This is a genomic window from Aquibaculum sediminis, from assembly GCF_040712085.1.
Classification (GTDB): domain Bacteria; phylum Pseudomonadota; class Alphaproteobacteria; order Kiloniellales; family DSM-21159; genus Aquibaculum; species Aquibaculum sediminis.
In genome coordinates this window covers 84,577-104,624 of sequence record NZ_JBFCVK010000004.1, presented here as the reverse complement: position 1 = coordinate 104,624, position 20,048 = coordinate 84,577, and the positions used below count along the sequence as shown (strand labels likewise).

17 protein-coding genes and 1 tRNA gene are annotated in these 20,048 nt (G+C 65.3%); 11 read left to right on the top strand and 7 right to left on the bottom strand.

The features are described 5' to 3' along the window. The first annotated feature begins 52 nt into the window (after window positions 1–52). The 4 genes from lon (at window position 53) to ABZ720_RS07640 (ending at window position 3,799) form a co-directional block, all read left to right on the top strand. On the top strand, window positions 53–2,461 hold the full coding sequence (gene lon / locus ABZ720_RS07655; RefSeq protein ID WP_366555167.1) for an endopeptidase La: 2,409 nt from the start codon (window positions 53–55) through the stop codon (window positions 2,459–2,461). A 144-nt stretch (window positions 2,462–2,605) separates the two neighbouring features. Beyond that, window positions 2,606–2,878, top strand: a complete 273-nt coding sequence (locus ABZ720_RS07650; RefSeq protein ID WP_366554924.1) for an HU family DNA-binding protein — start codon at window positions 2,606–2,608, stop codon at window positions 2,876–2,878. A gap of 71 nt (window positions 2,879–2,949) precedes the next feature. Then, window positions 2,950–3,025 (top strand) — tRNA-Val (locus ABZ720_RS07645). A gap of 225 nt (window positions 3,026–3,250) precedes the next feature. Then, window positions 3,251–3,799 carry a hypothetical protein gene (locus ABZ720_RS07640; protein ID WP_366554923.1) on the top strand — a complete coding sequence of 183 codons (549 nt, stop codon included), beginning with the start codon at window positions 3,251–3,253 and terminating at the stop codon, window positions 3,797–3,799. Window positions 3,800–4,273: 474 nt separating this feature from the next. On the opposite strand, the gene araD is transcribed toward ABZ720_RS07640, so the two are convergent. From araD to ABZ720_RS07615, 5 genes are all read right to left on the bottom strand, one after another. Further along, window positions 4,274–6,010 carry an L-arabinonate dehydratase gene (araD, locus tag ABZ720_RS07635; RefSeq protein WP_366554922.1) on the bottom strand — a complete coding sequence of 579 codons (1,737 nt, stop codon included), beginning with the start codon at window positions 6,008–6,010 and terminating at the stop codon, window positions 4,274–4,276. Beyond that, a complete protein-coding gene (locus ABZ720_RS07630) occupies window positions 6,011–7,930 on the bottom strand; it encodes a TRAP transporter permease (RefSeq protein WP_366554921.1) in 1,920 nt (639 codons plus the stop codon). It abuts the gene before it with no gap. 112 nt (window positions 7,931–8,042) lie between these two features. Then, the gene (locus tag ABZ720_RS07625) at window positions 8,043–8,990 is read right to left on the bottom strand and encodes a TAXI family TRAP transporter solute-binding subunit (protein ID WP_366554920.1); all 948 of its coding nucleotides are present in this window, start codon (window positions 8,988–8,990) and stop codon (window positions 8,043–8,045) included. A 22-nt stretch (window positions 8,991–9,012) separates the two neighbouring features. Continuing rightward, window positions 9,013–10,128, bottom strand: a complete 1,116-nt coding sequence (locus ABZ720_RS07620; protein WP_366554919.1) for an Ldh family oxidoreductase — start codon at window positions 10,126–10,128, stop codon at window positions 9,013–9,015. A gap of 14 nt (window positions 10,129–10,142) precedes the next feature. Further along, window positions 10,143–11,078 carry a dihydrodipicolinate synthase family protein gene (locus ABZ720_RS07615; protein WP_366554918.1) on the bottom strand — a complete coding sequence of 312 codons (936 nt, stop codon included), beginning with the start codon at window positions 11,076–11,078 and terminating at the stop codon, window positions 10,143–10,145. 113 nt (window positions 11,079–11,191) lie between these two features. On the opposite strand from ABZ720_RS07615, the gene ABZ720_RS07610 reads away from it, so the two are divergent. Continuing rightward, window positions 11,192–11,971, top strand: coding sequence for a FadR/GntR family transcriptional regulator (locus ABZ720_RS07610; protein ID WP_366554917.1), 780 nt, complete (start codon window positions 11,192–11,194; stop codon window positions 11,969–11,971). Between the two features lie 5 nt (window positions 11,972–11,976). On the opposite strand, the gene ABZ720_RS07605 is transcribed toward ABZ720_RS07610, so the two are convergent. Next, entirely contained in the window at window positions 11,977–13,626 is a 1,650-nt protein-coding gene (locus ABZ720_RS07605; protein WP_366554916.1) for a thiamine pyrophosphate-dependent enzyme, read from the bottom strand. A gap of 175 nt (window positions 13,627–13,801) precedes the next feature. Between ABZ720_RS07605 and ABZ720_RS07600 the strand changes: the two genes are divergently transcribed. The 3 genes from ABZ720_RS07600 (at window position 13,802) to ABZ720_RS07590 (ending at window position 15,139) form a co-directional block, all read left to right on the top strand. Beyond that, window positions 13,802–14,179 (top strand): NADH:ubiquinone oxidoreductase subunit NDUFA12, encoded by a 378-nt coding sequence (locus ABZ720_RS07600; RefSeq protein WP_366554915.1) that lies wholly within the window; start codon window positions 13,802–13,804, stop codon window positions 14,177–14,179. A gap of 65 nt (window positions 14,180–14,244) precedes the next feature. Then, window positions 14,245–14,739, top strand: a complete 495-nt coding sequence (mlaD, locus tag ABZ720_RS07595; RefSeq protein WP_366554914.1) for an outer membrane lipid asymmetry maintenance protein MlaD — start codon at window positions 14,245–14,247, stop codon at window positions 14,737–14,739. Further along, window positions 14,726–15,139 carry a DUF2155 domain-containing protein gene (locus ABZ720_RS07590; protein ID WP_366554913.1) on the top strand — a complete coding sequence of 138 codons (414 nt, stop codon included), beginning with the start codon at window positions 14,726–14,728 and terminating at the stop codon, window positions 15,137–15,139. Before mlaD ends, ABZ720_RS07590 begins: the two co-directional genes overlap by 14 nt. Here the strand turns inward: ABZ720_RS07590 and ABZ720_RS07585 are convergent. Further along, complete coding sequence (locus tag ABZ720_RS07585; RefSeq protein ID WP_366554912.1) at window positions 15,132–16,325, bottom strand: pyridoxal phosphate-dependent aminotransferase; 1,194 nt, start codon at window positions 16,323–16,325, stop codon at window positions 15,132–15,134. The two genes, ABZ720_RS07590 and ABZ720_RS07585, sit on opposite strands and share 8 nt — an antisense overlap. Before the next feature lie 403 nt (window positions 16,326–16,728). Here ABZ720_RS07585 and ABZ720_RS07580 point away from each other — a divergent pair, with 403 nt between their 5' ends. The 3 genes from ABZ720_RS07580 to ABZ720_RS07570 all read left to right on the top strand — a co-directional run bounded on the left by ABZ720_RS07580 (window position 16,729) and on the right by ABZ720_RS07570 (window position 20,044). Continuing rightward, window positions 16,729–17,385, top strand: coding sequence for a class I SAM-dependent DNA methyltransferase (locus tag ABZ720_RS07580; protein WP_366554911.1), 657 nt, complete (start codon window positions 16,729–16,731; stop codon window positions 17,383–17,385). A 91-nt stretch (window positions 17,386–17,476) separates the two neighbouring features. Continuing rightward, window positions 17,477–19,063: an ABC transporter substrate-binding protein gene (locus ABZ720_RS07575; protein ID WP_366554910.1), complete on the top strand. Its 1,587-nt coding sequence runs from the start codon at window positions 17,477–17,479 to the stop codon at window positions 19,061–19,063. 30 nt (window positions 19,064–19,093) lie between these two features. Then, window positions 19,094–20,044 carry an ABC transporter permease gene (locus ABZ720_RS07570; RefSeq protein ID WP_366554909.1) on the top strand — a complete coding sequence of 317 codons (951 nt, stop codon included), beginning with the start codon at window positions 19,094–19,096 and terminating at the stop codon, window positions 20,042–20,044. Window positions 20,045–20,048: the final 4 nt, after the last annotated feature.

Here is a 20,048-nt window from a genome sequence, read left to right as displayed (position 1 = left end):
ACACGCAAACCGCGGCGGGCCACCTGGCCGCCGCCGAGCGGCAAGAGGAATTATCGTGACAGTAAGCTCAGGCAACGTCTTTCCGGTTCTGCCCCTGCGGGACATTGTGGTGTTCCCGCACATGATCGTGCCGCTCTTCGTCGGCCGCGAGAAGTCCGTAAAGGCTCTCGAGGACGTGATGAAGCACGACAAGCAGATTCTGCTGGTCACTCAGAAGGATGCGGCACAGGACGATCCTTCTTCGAACGACATCTACACCATCGGCACGGTGGGCACCGTGCTGCAGCTGCTCAAGCTGCCCGACGGCACTGTGAAGGTGCTGGTCGAAGGCGGTCAGCGCGCGGTCATCACCGGTTTCAGTGACCGGGACGACTTCTTCGAGGCCGAGGCCGAGCTGCTGGATGAGCAGGCGGGCGAGGAGCGCGAACTTGACGCTCTGGCACGCACCGCCGTGTCCCAGTTCGAGCAGTACATCAAGCTCAACAAGAAGATTCCGCCGGAAGTGCTGGTCTCGATCAACCAGATCGAGATTCCCGGCAAGCTGGCGGACACCATCGCCTCGCACCTCTCCCTGAAGATCCCCGAGAAACAGGAACTGCTCGAGACCGTTTCGGTCAGCGAGCGGCTGGAAAAGGTCTATGGCTTCATGGAAGCCGAGATCGGCGTTCTCCAGGTGGAAAAGCGCATCCGCAACCGCGTGAAGCGGCAAATGGAGAAGACGCAGCGCGAGTACTATCTCAACGAACAGCTCAAGGCGATCCAGAAGGAGCTGGGCGAGGGCGAGGACGGCAAGGACGAGCTGGCCGAACTCGAGGAGAAGATCCGCAAGACCCGCCTCAGCAAGGAAGCGCGCGAGAAGGCGCAGGCCGAGTTCAAGAAGCTGCGCAACATGAGTCCCATGTCGGCGGAAGCCACCGTGGTGCGCAACTATCTCGACTGGCTGCTCTCGATCCCCTGGAAGAAGCCGACGCGGGCCAAGATCGACCTGCGGAAGGCGGAGGACATCCTCAACCGGGATCACTACGGCCTGGAGAAGGTCAAGGAGCGCATCCTGGAGTATCTCGCCGTCCAGCAGCGCATGAAGAAGGTGAAGGGCCCGATCCTTTGCCTCGTCGGCCCGCCGGGCGTGGGCAAGACCTCGCTGGGCAAGTCCATGGCTGCCTCCACCGGGCGCAACTTCGTGCGCATGAGCCTGGGTGGTGTGCGGGATGAAGCCGAGATGCGCGGCCATCGCCGCACCTACATCGGCTCTATGCCTGGCAAGATCATCCAGGGCATGAAGCGTGCCAAGTCGTCGAATCCGCTCTTCCTGCTGGACGAGATCGACAAGCTGGGTGCGGACTGGCGGGGCGACCCCTCGTCGGCTCTGCTGGAGATCCTCGATCCCGAGCAGAACGACACCTTCTCGGACCACTACCTGGAGGTCGACTACGATCTCTCCAACGTGATGTTCATCACCACGGCCAACACGCTGCGCATGCCGCAGCCGCTGCTGGACCGCATGGAGGTGATCCGCATCCCGGGTTACACCGAGGAGGAGAAGATCGAGATCGCCAAGCGCCACCTGCTGACCAAGCAGTTCGAAGCGCACGGCATCAAGGCCAAAGAGTGGTCGATCACCGACGAGGCCCTGCGTGACCTCATCCGCTACTACACCCGCGAAGCCGGTGTGCGGAACCTGGAGCGCGAGTTGGCTGGCCTGATCCGCAAGGCGGTGAAGGAAATCGCTCTGGGCGACTCCACGGCGGTCGAGGTGACGCCTGAGAACCTCGACACCTATGCCGGGGTTCGGCGCTATCGCTACGGCCAGGCGGACCAGGAGGATCAGGTCGGTGTTTCCACCGGACTGGCCTGGACCGAGGTCGGCGGCGAGCTGCTGCAGATCGAGGCCGTGACCTTGCGCGGCAAGGGCAAGGCGGTGACCACCGGCACGCTCGGCGACGTGATGAAGGAGTCGATCCAGGCGGCCGAATCCTACGTAAAAAGCCGCGCGGTCGACTTCGGCATCAAGCCGACGGTCTTCGAGAAGCGGGACATCCACGTCCACGTGCCCGAGGGTGCGACTCCCAAGGACGGGCCTTCGGCCGGTATTGCCATGGTCACGGCCATTGTCTCCGTGCTCACTGGTGTGCCCATCCGCCACGATGTCGCCATGACGGGGGAGGTGACCCTGCGCGGTCGTGTCCTGCCCATTGGTGGCCTCAAGGAGAAGCTCCTGGCGGCGGTACGGGCCGGCATCAAGACGGTGCTGATCCCCGAGGAGAACGAGAAGGACCTCGCCGACGTGCCCGACAGTGTGAAGACCAGCCTGGAGATCGTGCCTTGCGGCACCGTCGACCAGGTGTTGGAGCACGCGCTTGCCGGGAAGCTCACCCCCATCGATTGGAGCGAGCCCGAGGAGGTTGATCCTCTTCCCAAGACGGTGGTGGAGGAGAACCGGGGCGACCGACTCACCCATTAATGCGGCAAGGCCGCGGCGGGAGAATGCGTTCCGCCGCGGCTTTCCGCGTTGACGGCGCATAAAAGCGTTGTTTAGAGTGCGCCACAGTCCGCGCCTCCGCATTATGAACAGCGTGAGCATAACCCAGAGAGAGGGGGGTTCAGAGTGAACAAGAACGATCTCGTGGCCGCCGTGATGGAAGCGACCGGCCTATCCAAGAACGACAGCGGCAAGGCAGTCGATGCCGTGTTCGGCACGATCACCGACAGCTTGAAGCAGGGCGACGAGGTTCGCCTCGTCGGCTTCGGCACCTTCCTTGTCAGCGAGCGTGCGGCTTCCGAGGGGCGCAACCCGCGCACCGGCGAGAAGATGCAGATCCCGGCGTCGAAGCAGCCGAAGTTCAAGGCTGGCAAGAGCCTCAAGGACGCCGTCAACTGACGACCTCCTGATCGATGCGTGTCGCAACGGCCGGCCTGTTCTCTTGGGTCGGCCGTTTGCGCGCGGATAGGGGGCGGTTAGCTCAGCTGGGAGAGCGACTGGTTTACACCCAGTAGGTCGGCGGTTCGATCCCGTCACCGCCCACCAAGAAAAACAAGGACTTAGCGGACTTCGCTAGGTCCTTTTTCTTTGGGAAAAGCGCTTGGGGTAACAGCTGGGGTATGATGCTCGGTTAGTGGGTGACGGCAAAGCTTCATGCTTCGACGAGACCACTCGTAAGGAGTGTTGAATCAGCGTGAGCGCCTTCCGGGAATGCGCTGTTCGGTGGTATGTTATCACAATTGCGCAATCCATCCGGAGCCATAGGCCCCCATGAGCCCTTATGAAGAAGCACAAAGCCGATACCAGGGATACCGTGACGCAGCCTATGACGCGACCTGGCGCTGCATGTTGCCCCTTCTTCAAAGTATTGATTTGAAGATATTTCCGCTTGGCCGGCATGCGCTTGCCTATTGGAGCGCAATAAAGAACTTTGAAAGCATAGATCCCGGACAAGGCTTTCTTCCGGGTGGTGGTTTTCCATGGGATAAGATTTACCGGCAGTTCCGATCGACGCCTCGGCGATTCGACATTGCACTGTGGGATGGGGATAAACTATGCGGGCTCGCCATAGGCAATGCATCCCGCGGAAAACGCTACGTAACGATCAAATGGATTGAGCGGTTTGCGACGACCGACCAACCTGGGTGGGTTGCCACTACGGTTTTAACCGCAGCTGACTATTTTGGGAAAACCATTGGAAGTGAAGAGGTTAGACTTCGAAATCCGAGACCCGACACCGAAAGGCTATATGCTGCCCACGGTTTTGCTCTTGCAGAGCAATTGCATGGAGCTACATACTGGGCACGTCCCATTAGCTAGGGCATTTTCTGGGGAGGGGTAAAGCCTCAGTGTCGCCACCTTATATCGATAGGACACCGTTCGTTGAATCCTAACTGATACGGTGGCAACGGAGGGAGCAACAACCGATGGCACAAAACCGCCGTTCATCCTATGGCCCGAATGGCGCACAAAATGACCCGATCCGCCGTGCCGCATATGAGGAAGCTCGTATGCGAATCGCTGAGCATTCTGGCTTGTGCGACACCCTCACTGTTGATGACCTACGACGGATTCAGGAGTTCGACGGGCTTGAGATTCTAGGCTCGCATAAGTCTTGAGAGAGCCCCGCCCATGTCGGCGGGGCGGTTTGATCTCTTTGCTTCCTGTCACTGATATCAAGGGCTTGGCGCGTTTTGCCGGGCCCTTTTTCGTTGGGTGAAGAGCTTGGGATAACAGAATGGGGTACGATGCTCAGTCTGTCGGTTCCTTACGCCCTTGCGCACTCCCCCAGCCTCAATGTATCTCCGGCTCCGGTGTCGGGGCGCCGGCTTGCAGGAAGTCAAAGTCGCAGCCCTGGTCGGCCTGGCCGATGTGCTGCTGGAATAGGGCGCCCCAGCCGCGTTGGTAGCGCGGCGCCGGCGGGTTCCAGGCTTCGCGGCGGCGCTCCATCTCGCGTGCGTCGATGCGCAGGTTCAGGCTGCGCTGGCTCACGTCCACCTCGATCTCGTCGCCGTTGCGCACCAGGGCCAGGGGGCCTCCGACCCAGGCTTCCGGCGCCACATGAAGGATGCAGGCGCCGTAGGAGGTGCCGCTCATGCGCGCATCGGAAATGCGCAGCATGTCGCGTACGCCCTGGCGCACCAGCTTGCGCGGGATCGGCAGCATGCCCCACTCCGGCATGCCGGGGCCGCCCTGGGGACCGGCGTTCTGAAGAATGAGGACGTGGTCTGGGGTCACCTCCAGGCCTTCGTCCTCCACGGCCTTGGCCATGGCGTCATAGTCCGGGAAGACCAGCGCGGGGCCGCGGTGCGACAGGAGGTCGGCGCGGGCGGCGGCCGGCTTCATCACGGCGCCGTTGGGCGCCAGGTTGCCGGTCAGCACCGCGGTGGCGCCCTCGGCAAAGACCGGGTTGTCGTTGTCGCGGATGACGTCGTTGTTGTGAACCTCCGCGCCCTGAAGAATCTCTTCCCAGCGCTTGTCGGCCACCGTACGCAGCGAGAGATCGAGATGCGGGCGCAGGCGGCTCATGAGCGCGCGCAGGCCGCCGGCGTACCAGAAGTCCTCCATGAGGTACTGGCCGCTGGGCCGGACGTTGGCCAGCACCGGGACCGTGCGCGACAGGGCATCGAAGTCCGCCAGATCGAGGGAGATGCCGGCACGCCGTGCGATGGCGATCAGGTGGATGATCACGTTGGTGGAGCCGCCCATGGCGTTGTGCACCACCATGGCGTTTTGCACCGCCTCGCGTGAGATGATCTGATCCGGTGTCACGTCCTGCCACACCATCTCGACGATGCGCCGGCCCGAGGCGGTCGCCATGCGCGGGTGGTTGGCGTCGGCCGCAGGAATGGAGGAGGCATTGGGCAGGGTGAAGCCCAGGGCTTCGGCCACCGCCATCATGGAAGCCGCCGTGCCCATGGTCATGCAGGTGCCGAAAGAGCGCGCGATGCCGCCCTCGATCTCCTCCCAGTCGGCTTCGGAGATGTTGCCGGCGCGCAGTTCGTCCCAGTACTTCCAGGCATCGGACCCCGAACCCAGCACCTGGCCACGCCAGTTGCCGCGCAGCATAGGCCCGGCGGGAACGAAGAGGCAGGGCAGGCCCATGGAGATTGCGCCCATCAGCAGGCCCGGCGTGGTCTTGTCGCAGCCGCCCAGCAGAATCGCCCCGTCGATGGGGTGGCTGCGCAGCAGCTCCTCCACTTCCATCGCCAGGAAGTTGCGATAGAGCATGGTGGTGGGCTTCACGAAGGGCTCGGAGAGGCTCATTGCCGGCAGTTCGAGCGGGAAGCCGCCGGCCTGCCAGATGCCGCGTTTCACCTCCTCGGCGCGTGTGCGCAGATGGGCATGGCACTGGTTGATGTCGGACCAGGTGTTGATGATCGCGATCACCGGCTTGCCGGCGAAGTCCGCGCGGTCGTAGCCCATCTGCTGCAACCGGGAGCGGTGGCCGAAGGCGCGCAGGTCCTGCACGCCCAGCCAGCGATGGCTGCGCAGGCTTTCCGGTGAGCGCAAGGGTCGACGGTCCTTCATTCATTCCCCTCCGGTTTTCACGGGTGCGCTGTCGGTGGCTGCCTGTGGCGGCGCGTCCCGGCTTGCGCGTCTGTAGAGATAGTCGATCAGCAACCCGCTGAGGGTCAGCGCTGCGCCGATGCTGTCGGTCAGGAGTCCCGGTTTGATCAGCACGAAGGCTGCTGAAACGAAGAGCAGTCTCGGCAGCCACTTCACCGGCCCCAGCATGTATCCCTGCAAGCCTATGGACAGCAGGGCCACGCCGGAGAAGGCGGTGATCGCCGTCGTCACCACGGTGGTCCAGTGGCCGATCATCAGCAGTGAGGGGCCGAAGACGAACATGAAGGGGATGATGTAGCCGGTGAAGGCCAGCTTCACCGCGGTGAAGCTGGTTTCCCAGATCGGCGATCGGGCGATGCCGCAGGCGGCGTAGACCGCGATGGCCACCGGCGGCGTGATGGCCGAGAGGATGGCGAAATAGAGCACGAAGAGGTGCGCGGCCTCCACCGGCACGCCGAGGCGAACCATGGCAGGCACCAGGAGGGCGACCTGCACGATGTAGGCCGGCGTGGTGGGCATGCCCATGCCCAGAATGATGCCGGCGACCATGGTGAGGATCAGGGCGAGCACCAGGGAGTCCGCAGCCAGCGCGCGCACCACGCCGGTGAAGCTGAGTCCCAGGCCGGTCTGGGCGATGACGCCGATGACGATGCCCGCCGAGGCGCAGGCCATGGCCACGATGATGGCATTGATGGCGCCGGCGGAGAGCGCATCGATGACCTTGCGGAAAGTGACCTCTGCGCGCGTCGACTTGCGCAGCATGGCAATTGGTACCACGGACAGCACGCCGCAAAGCGCCGCAAAGGGGGCAGAGTATCCGTACAGCAGCGTGCCGATGATGATGACCAGCGGGCCAAAGAGGTGGCCACGCTCCAGCAGAACCTCCCTCAGTCGCGGCAGGTCGGCCTTGGGTAGGCCCTGCATGCCCTGCTTGCGGGCTTCGAGGTGGACCGCCAGGAAGACGGCGAAGTAGTAGAGGGCTGCCGGCAGGATGGCGAAGGTGGCGACCGCGAGATAGCTGGTGCCCAGGAACTCGGCCATGACGAAGGCGGCAGCACCCATGATGGGCGGCATGATCTGCCCGCCGGTGGAGGCCACCGCCTCCACCGATCCGGCGAAGGCCGGTTTGTAGCCGATGCGCTTCATCAGCGGGATCGTGAAGGTGCCGGTCGTCATCACGTTGGCCGTGGCCGAGCCGGAGATCGAACCGAAGATGCCCGAGGACACGACGGCCACCTTGGCCGGGCCGCCGGCGGTGTGGCCGGTCAATGCCAGCGCAAAGTCCATGAAGAGGCGGCCCACGCCCATGCGTTCGCACAGCGCGCCGAACAGCACGAAGAGCACGATGTAGGTGGCGGAGACCTGGATCGGAATGCCGAAAATGGCATCGGTCGTCATGTACTGGTATTCGACCAGTCTAATCGGGTCCACCGACGTGAAGATCAGCTGGTAGGCCAGGAAGAGCAACGCCGTGACCGGCAAGATTGCGCCGATCGCCCGTCGGGTTGCCTCCAGGATCACCACCATCATCAGCACGCCGAAGAAAATGTCGACCTGGCTGACAGGACCCACATAGGCCATGCGGGTGGAAAAGTACTGAAGCTCGATGACCGGATAGGAGGCCGCGGCGATGGCGGCGATCACAAGGATCCAGTCCCACCAGCCCGGGCCGCTGGGCCGTCGCCGGAGTGTGCCGGGCATCGAGAGATAGGTCAGGACCAGGGCCAACCCCAGGTGGGTTGAGCGCAGGGTGAAGGCGTTTGGCGGGCCGAAGAAGGCGATGTAGAGATGGAACAGGCTCATGCCCACGGCGACTGCCGTGACCAGCCGTCTGGTCCAAACGACGTAGCCGGATTCCGTCTGTGCGAGATCCTCAGCCATGGCCTGCCCCTGTTCTCTGATCGTCGCGTTATGATGCCGCGCTGTTGGTACCGAAAGGGGGAGGTAGGCCGGGCAGCGTGACCCGGCCTACCTCCTTGGAGAGGGCGGTGCCTTAGTAGGTCACGCCATTCTCTTCATAGAAGCGCAGGGCGCCGGCGTGCATCGGCACACCATTGTCGGCACCCATCTGCTCGATGGTCAGGCCGCGCATGGCACCGGCGATGGCCTCGAGATCTTCGCGGTTCTCCCAGATCTCGTTCATCAGGCCGTAGACCAGCTCTTCATCGACGTCGCAGCGCACGATGAGGTGCGTGGCGTAGCCGGCCACGGTCGCATCCTCGTCCTGACCCGGATAGGAGCCAGCGGGGATGGTGAGCTTCGAGAAGCCCGGATTGCGCTCGATCATCTCGGCGATGAAATCGTCATCCAGCGACACCAGGGAGATGTTGCGGGAATTGGCGAGATCCATGATCGAGGAGGCCGGAACCGTGGTGCCCAGGGTGAAGATGTCGGCATTGCCGTCCTGCAACAGGGCCACGCCGTCGGAGTAGGAGACATAGTCCACCCCGCGCATGTCGTCGTAGGACAGCCCGGCCACGTCCAGGACCATGCGGATCACCTGTTCGGCGGTGTTGCCCACCGGCTGGGTGACCAGGCGGCGACCTTCGTAATCCTCCGGCGAGGTGATGCCGCTGTCCTGGGTCACCACCATCTGGAAGTACTGCGGATAGAGGGTGGCGAGGTTGCAGACATTGTCGGTCGGACCCTCGAAGGGCTCGCGGCCGTTGACGGCATCCACGGTGGAGATGGAGTTGCCGAAGCCGAAGTCGGCATCGCCGTTCTGCACGCCCTGCACATTGGCAACACCGCCGCCGGGCATGACGATCATGTTCGCGCCCAGCGACTCGGTAGCCATGTTCTGAATGGCGCCGCCCAGCGGATACCAGGAGCCGCCCTGCGGACCGGTCATGAAGCGCAGCTGCTGCGCATCGGCCGTGCCGGCCAGGCCCATGCCGAGTCCGGCAACGACCGTCGCGGCGAGAAGTTTGGATTTATTCATTTCGTCCTCCCGTTGGTGATTCTCAGTTCATCGCTTCCGAGTGAGGCGATGATCCGATTGCCTCCTGTCTCGCATCGGACAGCAGGAAGGGTGCGCCCGCCTGGGACGCGATCTCCCGCAACCGCTCGACCAGGGTCGAGGGCAGGGGTATGCCGTTGGCGCGGCGTTCCGCCTCGCGCCGATATTCCGGGTCGCCGGCCACCTCGACCGGACGGGCTGCATCCAGCGGCGCGCTGCCGCGCAGTGCATCCAGCAGGGCGTCCAGGTCCGATCCGAAACCGCCGTCGGGGCGGAAGAGGTCGGGAGCCAGGGCAAGGAAGAAGTGGCCGACGCCATGCGTTTTCTGTTCGGCTGGGCGCAGCGGTGCGAAGGTCGCGCCGGCCAGCGTCGTCGACAGGATCTCGACCATGGCAGCCAGGCCGTAGCCCTTGTGGCCGCCGTGTTCCTCGTCCCCGCCCAGAGGGGAGAGTTTCGGAGCGGCCAAGGCCGGCGTGGGGTCGCGCTCCCAGTTGCCCTGCTCGTCGAAGGCCCAGCCTTCCGGCACCGGCTGGCCGGCGAAGAGCTTGACGCGCATCTTGCCAATGGCCGCGGTGGAGGTCGCCATGTCGAGCAGGAAGGGGCGATTGCGCTCTGCCGGTGCGGAGAAGGCGATGGGGTTGGTGCCGAGCATCGGCTCGCGCCCGCCGGTGGGCACGATGGCCGGTCGCCAGACCGCGGTGGTGCAGAAGCCGAGCAGGCCGCGTTCCGCGATGTGGCGGGCATAGAGTCCGGCAGCGCCGAAGTGGTGCGAGTTGCGTACGGCCACGGCTCCCACACCCAGCGCTGCCGCCTTGTCCGCGGCCAGGTCGGCTGCCTTCAGGGAGACCAGATGGCCGAAGCCGCCGCCGCCGTCGAGTACGGCGATCGCTCCCCGCTCCACCGCCGTAGTGATCGGGGCATTGGGGATCACAGCGCCCCGGGCGATCTGTTCGCTGTACATGGTCAGCAGACCGACACCGTGGCTTTCAATACCGGCCAGGTCGGCGCCGACCAGAATGCGCGCCGAGGCCTCGGCCTGCTCGGTCGGCAGGCCCCAGGCCTGGAAGATGGCCCGGACCTGCGCTTCGAGCTGATCGGCGTCGACGGCCAGATGCGCCATGTGCGAGGGGGCCTTCAGGCCGCGTCCGCCATGCTGGCATCCAGCGATGCCAGTTCGCGAGCAACCGGTTGCACCTTTGCCCGCTCGGCCTCGGAGAGATTGGAGAGCATTGGGAGCATCGGCCCCATCTCTGCGATGCCGCCCAGGGTGACGGCGTCGTGGAGGATACGAATCGGGCTGATGCCGTCGCGCAGGTCCTCAATAGGCAGGAAACGCTGCCGGATGCTTTCTGCCGCCTCATAGTCACCGCGCTGCAGCGCTTCGCGCAGGGCGGTGGAGCTGCGCGGTGCGACGCAGACCGAGCCGGAGGTAAACGCGCGCAGCCCGAAGTGACGGAAGTGGTCGATGGCCGGACGCTCGCCAATGCCGCTGATCACCATGGAGGAGTCCACGCGCTCAAGGATGGCGCGCAGCAGCGCGTCCTCGCGCGGGTCTTCACGCACGACCGCGTACTTGATGGCGCAGACCAGGCCGTCATCCACCAGGCTGCCCACCAGTTCCGGCGTCAGGTAGCCCTCGTTCTTGACGTAGAGAATGATTTTCTTGCCGTAGGCCTCGGCGAAGTGCCGCACGCCCGTGGCCACGCCGTCCGGCGTCGCCGGAAAGGTCAGCGGCAGGACCATGACTGTCGGAAAATCGCTGTGTTCGCGGAGCACCGCCACCTGGTCCTGCAGGCGGCCAAACTCCGGACCGGCCGAGGGAATGACCCAGCTCTGCGCCCCGGCGCATTCCGCCAGCATCGTCAGGGCTTCGGCGTACTGCTGCAGACCGATGTGGTAGAAGTTGGCGTTGCCGCCGTACATCAGGGTGGTCACGCCGCCCGCTTCGAGATAGCGGATCAGCGCCTGATTGGCCGCTGCATCGAGGGAGAGGTCGGAGCGCCGGGCGAGTGGCGGCACCGAGATCACGGACCTCTGCAGGTCGGCCACTTCTACGGGACTGGTTTTCATCGCTGCCGTCTCCCTCCCATGCTCGCTCGGCACCCTTCTGGGTGCGCTAAACCTGTAAAGTCGACTTACAAGTATATTGCTTGTCCTGCAAGAGCCATCTACGCTTTTCCCCCATGGTACAGGAGACTGGAGCAGAGGTGGGAGAGAATAGGACGGCGTCATCCACGGAAAGCGCCAGCGGTCTGTTGGCGCACCTTCTGCCCTTGCGGCAGACTCGCCTGGCTGACCAGGTGTATGAGCTTCTGCTGCTGCGAGTCGCGCGCGGGCTCTATCCTGTGGGAACCCGCTTGCCCTCGGAGCCGAAGCTCTGCACCGATTTCGGCGTGTCGCGCCCGGTGGTGCGCGAAGCGCTGGCCCGCTTGCGCCTGGACAAGATCGTGCGCAGCCGGCGCGGTTCGGGCACCTGGGTCGAGCGGGAACCGAGCGATGCCTTCGCCTCCATCGCGCCGACCGGCAGCATCGCCGAGATCATCCGCAGCTATGAATTCCGGGCCGGAATCGAGGCGGAGGCTGCCGCCCTGGCAGCGCAGCGCCGGGAGCCGCGTCACCTGCAGGCCATGGAACGGGCAGCGCTCAAGCTTGCCACCGCCTTGGAGCAGAATGAGGTCGGGGCCGAGGCCGACATCGCCTTTCACCACGCCGTGGCCGAGGCCGCGGGCAACCCGCTGTTTGTCCAGGCCATCGAGATGCTCGGCACCGCCATGCACAATGGAATCACGGTTGCCCGGCGCCTGAAGCTGATGACCAACAGCCTGCGCCTGCACCAGGTCCTGCATGAGCACGAGGCGGTGCTGGACGCCATATCCCGGCAGGATCCCGAGGCGGCACGCGATGCAATGCACCGCCACATCACCAAGTCGCGCGACCGCATGCTGGGTTTCGTTGGCGACTGATTATGTCAGCCGCGCAGTTGCGTGAGCGTGGTGAAGGCGTTGATGTGTTCCAGCGCGCTGCGCACGTGCACCACCACGGGCCCGCTGTCCTCGAGCGCGGCCTCCACAACGGCCTCGGCATCCTCGACCCGCTCGATGGTCAGCCCACGCGCGCCATAGGCTTCCGCCAGTTTGGCAAAGTCGGGGTTTTGCAGGTCGGTTGCGGCCGGCCGTTCGGGGAACTGGCGTTCCTGATGCATGCGGATGGTGCCGTAGCTGCCATTGTCCGAGATGAAGATCTTCACCGGCACGCTGTACTGCAGCGCCGTCGCCAGTTCGCCTCCGGTCATGAGGAAGCCGCCGTCGCCGATCAGTGTGATGACCTGCCGGCCGGGGTGGCGCCGTCCAGCCGCCACGGCTGCCGGCATGCCGATGCCCATGGCGCCGCCGACGGCGCCCAGCAGGCGCTGGCGGCCATTGAAGGGGAAGTGGCGGTGCAGCCAGCTCGAGAAGTTGCCGGCGTCAGTGATGAAGATGGCATCGTCCCCGGCCTGTTCGCAGAGCGCGGCCACCACCGGCCCCATGTCGAGCAGGCCATCGTTTGGCGCCTTCCAGGGGCGCGCTGCGGCCACCCGATCGTGCAGCGAGTCGCTCCAGGCCTTGCGCGCAGGCGATTGAGTCGCTGGCTGTGAAGCCAGAGCCTGCAGGAAACTGACCGGATCGCAGGCCAGGGCGGTGTCGGCCGCGAAGACGTGGTTGAGGTGCTGCGGGTCGGGATGAACATGGATCAGCGGCTGGACCGGTTGCGGCGCGTGCGGGAAGCGGTAGCCCTGGCTGGTGACCTCCCCCAGCCGGGTGCCGACAGCGAGCAACAGATCCGCCGCCTCATACACCTTGCGCTGTGCGTCGGGCATCTTGAAGCCCAGGTGGCCGGCATAGAGCGGGTCGCCGTTGGGAAAGAGATCCTGGCGCTTGAAGCTGGTGAGTACGGGCAGGCCGTGCGCTTGGGCGGCGGCATACAAGGCTTCGCGCCCCGCTGGACTGTCCAGGGCGCCACCGGCAATGAGCAGCGGCTTTTCGCACTGGGCCAGGCGCCGCGCCGTGTCGGCCGCAGCCTGCGGGTCAACGGGGGCGGACTGTCGCGGCATCGCCGCTGAGACAGCGGCGTCCGTCATCTCCTCCAGCATGTCTTCGGGCAGCACCACCACCGTCGGCCCGGGTGTGGGGGCGCTGGCCACGGCAAAGGCACGCGCGATCACCTCCGGCAGGCGGTCCGGATCGTGCACCGTCCAGACGCCCTTAGCCATGTCGGCGAAGGTCTTGCCGTAGTCCACCTCCTGAAAGGCGCCGCGCCCCAGTTCGTACCGCGGCACCTGGCCGATAAAGAGCACCAGCGGAACCGCATCCTGCTCCGCCGTGTGCACGGCAATGGCGGCATTGCTCGCCCCCGGTCCACGGCTGACGAAGCAGACGCCGGCCCGCCCGGTCAGCTTGGCATCGACCACGGCCATGAAGCCGGCGCCGCTTTCGTGCCGACAGGTCAGGGTCTCGATCTGCGGATGCTGGTGCAGCGCGTCCAGAACGGAGAGATAGCTCTCGCCCGGCACGCAAAAGGCCCGGTCGGCGCCCTGAGCGCGTAAACAGTCAACAAGCAGGTCGGCGGCGCGGCGTGACATCCTGATCCTCCCGGTTCCCATGGGGGCGGTACACCCCTCCCAGGCATCCCTTCCACAAGCGTTGCTGCTTGGCAATGCTGACCCTGGCGGGTCTGGACGCCGCGGCCGGGCGGTGCAATAGTCCGGCTCCAAAGGGCGCTGCTCTGCGGCGCGCGGGCAATGGCTTCGGATAGGCATGAGCAACAGCATCGTAACGCGACTCTACACGTGGCTGCACGGCGAGGAAGTCGGTCGTGATGGCGAGGGCAACATCTATTACCGCGCCAAGGGCGGCGGGCGTACGCACAAGGATTCCCTGCGCCATGAGCGGCGCTGGGTTGTCTATGCCGGCGAGGTTGAGGCCAGCCGCGTGCCGCCGGAGTGGCATGCCTGGTTGCATCACACCACCGACGAGTTTCCGCCCGAGGGAGGCGTGCCGCAGCGCCCCTGGATGCGCGAACACAGCCCCAACCGCACTGGTTCGGATCTTGCCTACCGTCCGCCGGGGCACACCCTGCGCGGTGGCCAGCGGGCGCGCACCGGAGGCGACTACGAGGCCTGGACCCCGGAGTGACGCCTGTGCACTGCCTTTGCCCGCAGGCTCCCTGGGTGCCAAGCAGCTGCGAGGTTTGAGCGGCCATGCGTAAGCACATCTTTGAAACCGTCCTGGGCGCTGTCGTTCTCCTGGTGGCGGCCGGCTTCATTATCTTTGCCTATTCGGCGACCGACATCGGCGGCTCCAACAACAACGGCTACGAGGTCAGCGCTGCCTTTGACGATGCCAGCGGCGTGCGCAACGGCACTGAGGTGCGCATGAGCGGTGTGCGAGTTGGTTCGGTGCTGCGCTACGAACTCGATCCCGACACCTTCGATGCGGTGGTTACCTTCTCCATCAATGATCGGGTCAAGCTCCCCAGTGACACCTCGGCGCGAATCCTGCCCGACGGCCTGCTGGGCGGCACCTACGTCTCGCTGACACCTGGTGGCGAGCTCGAGGAGATCGAGCCCGGCGGACGCATCGCCTACACCCAGGGCTCCATCAATCTCATGGATCTGCTGGGCCGTTTCGTCTTCAGCGGCGATGGCGGCGGCGGCTCGGATGGCACGGAAGAGGATGCCGATGGTCCCTGGTAGACGGCTGATCGCCACCAGCCTGCTCGCCCTGACGGTCGCTGCGGCAGCCGGGGCGACATCGCCGGTCTTGGCGCAGGAGCGCAGCCCCGGTGCCCCTCACGGCATGGCCGTAATGCAAGGGCTCGACAAGGTGACGGCGCGCATCTCGACCTTCGAACTGAGACTGGACGAAGCCCACGACTTCGGGGCGTTGCGTCTGGTGCTGCACGCCTGCTGGAAGACCCCGCCGGAAGAACCACCGGAATCCGCAGCCTTCCTGGAGATCCGCGAAGTCGACCCCGACGGTCCCGACCGGCGGGTTTTCAACGGCTGGATGTACGCCTCGTCGCCAGCGATCAATCCGCTGGAGCACGGAGTCTATGACGTCTGGGTCTTGGACTGCGAGGAGCCGCTCAGTTAGCGGCTTCCTGCGCGGCGGCCACCGTGGTCGCCAGCGCCGCTATCCGGCGGCAGGCCTCGGCAAGCACCTCCTCCGACGCGGTGAGACTGAGGCGCAGATGGCCCGCGGCCGCGGCGCCGAAGCCCTCTCCCGGCAGCACGGAAACGGCGTAGCGATCCAGCAGCGCCTGGGCGAAGGCCTGTGCGCCCAGGCCAGTGCCTCGCACGTCGATCATCACGAACATGCCGCCTTCCGGCTTGCGGGCCAGCAGCCCCGGCGCTCCGGCCAGGGCGTCGCAGACCAGGTCGCGCCGCGCGCGATAGCGTGCACGCATGGCGGCCAGGTCCTCGCCAGCCGCTTCCAGGGCATGGCGTGCCGCGTCCTGCACGAAGCCGGGCAGGCCGTAAAGCGAGCAGAGCAGCAGGTTGTGCGCATGGGCGGCCAGCCCCGAGGGGGCAATCATCCAGCCGGCACGCCATCCCGGCATGGCGTGAGACTTGGAGAGACTGGAGACCACCACCGTTCGCTCTGCCATGCCCGGCAGGGTGCAGGGACTGACATGCTCGCCCTCGAAGGTGAGCGCGGCATAGACCTCATCGCAGACCAGCCAGAGGTCGTGCTCGCGACAAATCTCGGCGATGGCTTCCAGTTCCGCCCGGGTCAAAACAGCCCCCGTGGGGTTGTGCGGCGTGTTGATGTAGATCGCCCGGGTGCGTTCGGTGACCGCAGCGGCGATGGCGGCCGGGTCGGGATGGAAGCCCTTCTCCGCTGCGCTGGGTATCGCCACCGCGCGGGCGCCGGTGGCGGCGAAGACCGCTTCATAGGTGACGTACATCGGTACCGGCACGATCACCTCGTCGCCCGGGGCCAGCAGGCAGAGCGCGGAGAGGAACAGGCCGTTCTGTGCGCCGGCCGTGACCACGACCTCGGCGGGATCGACCGTCAGACCGGTGAGTTTTTCATGCCAGCGGGCTATGGCCGCGCGCAGCTCCGGTTCGCCGTTGATCGGGGTGTATCGGGTGCGCCCGGCCTGCAGCGACTCGATCGCGCGCTCGACGATGGGCTGCGGCGTGCGAAAGTCCGGGTCGCCGACGCTGAGCAGGATCACCTCCTCGCCCCGGCGTTGGCGCTCCACCGCCTGGAAATGGATGTCCCAGGCGCGTGAGCCTTCACCGGCAATGCGGTCGACCAGGGGGGAAAAGCGCATAGGGGCACACTCCGAGAACGGGGCTTTCGGGAAGACGGCGGGCACGCTGCCCCAAGGCAGAGCCTTTGCCAAGAGGTGTCGCTTTTCCGGCAGCAACTTGCCTGATAGAGACAAGTTGACCGGCGAATGGGTCAAGGGATGACAAAAGGAGCGTGCCAAGATTCTGCCCCAGTCAAGCTGAAGACCCCAAGCTGAAGTCCCAAGGCACAGTGAGCGGGGAGTGGTGTGTCCGTGCGGCCTGCAAGAGGCGCCTGAAGGGTTTGTTGCGCAACAGGCAGCGCCAGTGCGACACCCCGACGTCTCCTGGTCCAACCGGCATCGGTGGCCATCCCAACTGGGTGTTCGCGGGTGCGCGGGGCTAAGGGACGCCAGCGGAACCGAAAGGGAGCGACAAGCAACACGCATGAGTAAGAACGAGAACGCCGATCGCGAGCGTCAGGAATGGCTGACCAAGGTCTATGAAGCCGGCGGCGATACGCGCCTGCTTGCCGAGCACTACGATGCCTGGGCGGCGCGCTATGACGACGACATGGTCCACCTGGGCTATACCAACCCGGCCCTGACCGTCGGTCTCGCCGGCCGCTTCATTCAGGATCCGGCGGCCCGCCTGCTCGATGCCGGCGCCGGCACCGGCATCATCGGCCGACTGCTGTCCTTACTCGGCTACGAGAATCTCGTGGCCATGGACCTGTCCCAGGGCATGCTGGACCGGGCGCGTGAACTCGGCGTGTACCGGGAACTCCACAGCATGGATATGGGCGAGCGCCTCGGCTTCGAGGATGATTCCTTCGACGGCTGCACGGCCATCGGTGTGCTCACCGTGGGCCATGCGCCGCCTGCCGCTCTCGACGAGCTTGTGCGGGTGGTGCGTCCAGGCGGCGTGCTGATCTTCTCTGTCACCGACAAGGCCTTCGAGAGCGGTTTCGGCGCCAAGATGCAAACACTGGACGATGCCGGTCGTTGGCAGCACATGGCCGAGAGCAAGCCCTACATTCCCTTGCCCGGCGCTATGGGCGAAAGGGGTCACGGCTCGCGCATGTTCGTGTATCGTGTAGCGTAACAACGCCGCCTGCGGCACACTGAAGCCGGAGCCGAAGCTGGACAGCACGAGATCCGGCGGCCGCGGGCGATAACAGGGAGAGCCAGACACAATGAACGAATTCGACTATCAGAAGCGCCTGCTCGAACTCGGGCGCGTTTCCCGCCGACAGTTCATCCACCGCACCGCGGCCCTGGGGGCCTCGGCGGCGCTGATCGGCACGGCATTGTCCCGGCCGGCCTGGGCCAATGAGCCGGTGAAGGGCGGGACGCTGAAGTTCGGCATGGGTGGCGGTTCGACCACCGACTCCATGAACCCCTCGACCGCCACCGATTCGGTGGCGATCTCCCAGGTGCACACCACCTACAACCATCTGGTCGAGCTCAATTCGAACCGCGAGGCGATTCCGGAACTGGCCGAATCCTGGGAGCCCAGCTCGGACGCCGTGACCTGGGCCTTCAAGCTGCGCAAGGACGTGGAGTTCCACAACGGCAAGACCATGGACGCTCAGGACGTGGTCTACTCGATCCAGCGCCACATGGGCCCCGATGCCCAGACCGCCGCCAGCGGCGTGGTCGCCGGCATCGAAGAGGTGCGCGCCGACGGGTCGGACACCGTCATCATCACGCTCAAGGGCGGCAACGCCGATCTGCCCTACCTGATGGCGGACTACCATCTGGCCATCGTCCCGGACGGCTTCGATGACTGGGCCAATGCGGTGGGCACCGGCCCCTACATGGTGGAGCACTACGAGGCCGGCGTTGAGTCCAAGCACGTGCGCAATCCCAACTACTGGAAGGAAGGGCGCGCGCATGCGGATGCGGTGGAGTACACCGTCATCAACGACGCCACCGCCCGCTCCGCGGCGCTGACGTCCGGGCAGGTCTCGGTGATCAACCGCATTTCCAAGCGCACGGTCGATCTCATGAAGCGCAACCAGGCGCTGGAGATCCTCAACTCGCCGGCGGGTCAGCACTACACCCTGCCGATGCACACGCAGGAAGGGCCGCTGACCGATCCCAACCTGCGGCTCGCACTCAAGCACGCCATCGACCGCGAGGCGCTGGTCGACACCCTGCTGTCCGGTTACGGCCGGCCCGGCAACGACCATCCCATTCCCGATTTCGACCAGTACTTCGACAGCTCCATGCCGCAGCGCGCCTACGATCCGGACCGGGCGAAGCACTACCTGCGCGAAGCGGGCGTGGAAGACTTCACCATTCAGCTCCACACCTCGGAAGCCGCCTTCCCCGAGGCGGTGGATACCGCCCAGATGTATCAGGAGGCGGCACGCGCCGCCGGCATCAACCTGGAGCTGGTGCGTGCACCGGCCGACGGTTACTGGTCGGACATCTGGCTCAACGTGCCCTTCTGCATGTCCTACTGGGGCGGCCGCGCCACCCCGGACATGATGTACTCCATCGCCTACACCTGCGGTGCCTCTTGGAACGAAACCCACTACTGCAGCGAAGACTTCGACCAGGTGATCCGCGAGGCGCGAGCGGAGCTGGATGAAGCGCGCCGCAAGGAGCTCTATGCCCGGGCGCAGGAACTGGTGCACATGGAGGGTGGCAACATCATCCCCATGTTCGCCGATTACGTCGACGGCTACCGGCGCGACGAGGTGGGGGGCTATGAGGAAGACTTTGTCTTCGAGATGGTCGGCCACCGCGGCGCCGAACGTCTCTGGGCGCTGTAAACCGTCACGCAACGGACGGGGCTCCAACCCGTGATCCTGTCACTCGTTGCCAAGCGCCTGGCGCTTGGCATCCTGACACTGTGGCTCGTCTCCCTGCTGATCTTCGCCATTACCGAGATCCTGCCGGGAGACGTGGCCACGGCCATTCTCGGACAGGCAGCCACCCCGGAAACGGTGGCGGCCATCCGCAATCAACTCGGCCTGAACGAGCCGGCCTGGTGGCGCTATGTCCAATGGCTCACCGGGGCGATCCAGGGCGATTTCGGCATCTCGCTGGCCAACCAGCGGCCTGTGGCGCCGCAGATCCTGGGCCGGCTTGAGAACACGCTTTTCCTGGCCTCGGTCGCGGCCGCGATCGCCGTGCCGCTGGCGATCAGCCTCGGCCTCATCGCCGCCATCAAGCAGAACTCGCTGCTGGACCGGACCATATCCCTCACCACCTTGGCCTCGATCTCGGTGCCGGAATTCTTCATCGCCTACCTGTTGATCTTCTTCCTGGCGGTGCAGGCCGGCTGGTTCCCCTCCATGGCGCGCTTCGATTCCGACATGGGGCTGCTGGACCAACTGGGCGTGATCGTCCTGCCGGCTTTGACCCTGGTGCTGGTGGTGCTCGCGCACATGATGCGCATGACCCGCGCCACGGTACTCAACGTCATGGCGCAGCCCTTCGTCGAGATGGCGGAGCTCAAGGGCGTGCCGAAGTGGCGCATCGTGGTGCAGCACGCCCTGCCCAACGCACTGGCGCCCATCATCAATGTGGTCGCTCTCAACCTTGCCTACCTCGTGGTGGGCGTGATCGTGGTCGAGGTCGTCTTCGTCTATCCGGGACTGGGGCAGTTCATGGTCGATGCCGTCGCGCGGCGCGACATTCCGACCGTGCAGGCCTGCGGCCTGATCTTCGCGGCGGTCTACGTCACCCTCAACATGCTGGCAGACATCGGGGCCATCCTGGCCAATCCGCGTCTGCGGCATCCGCGATAGGGGG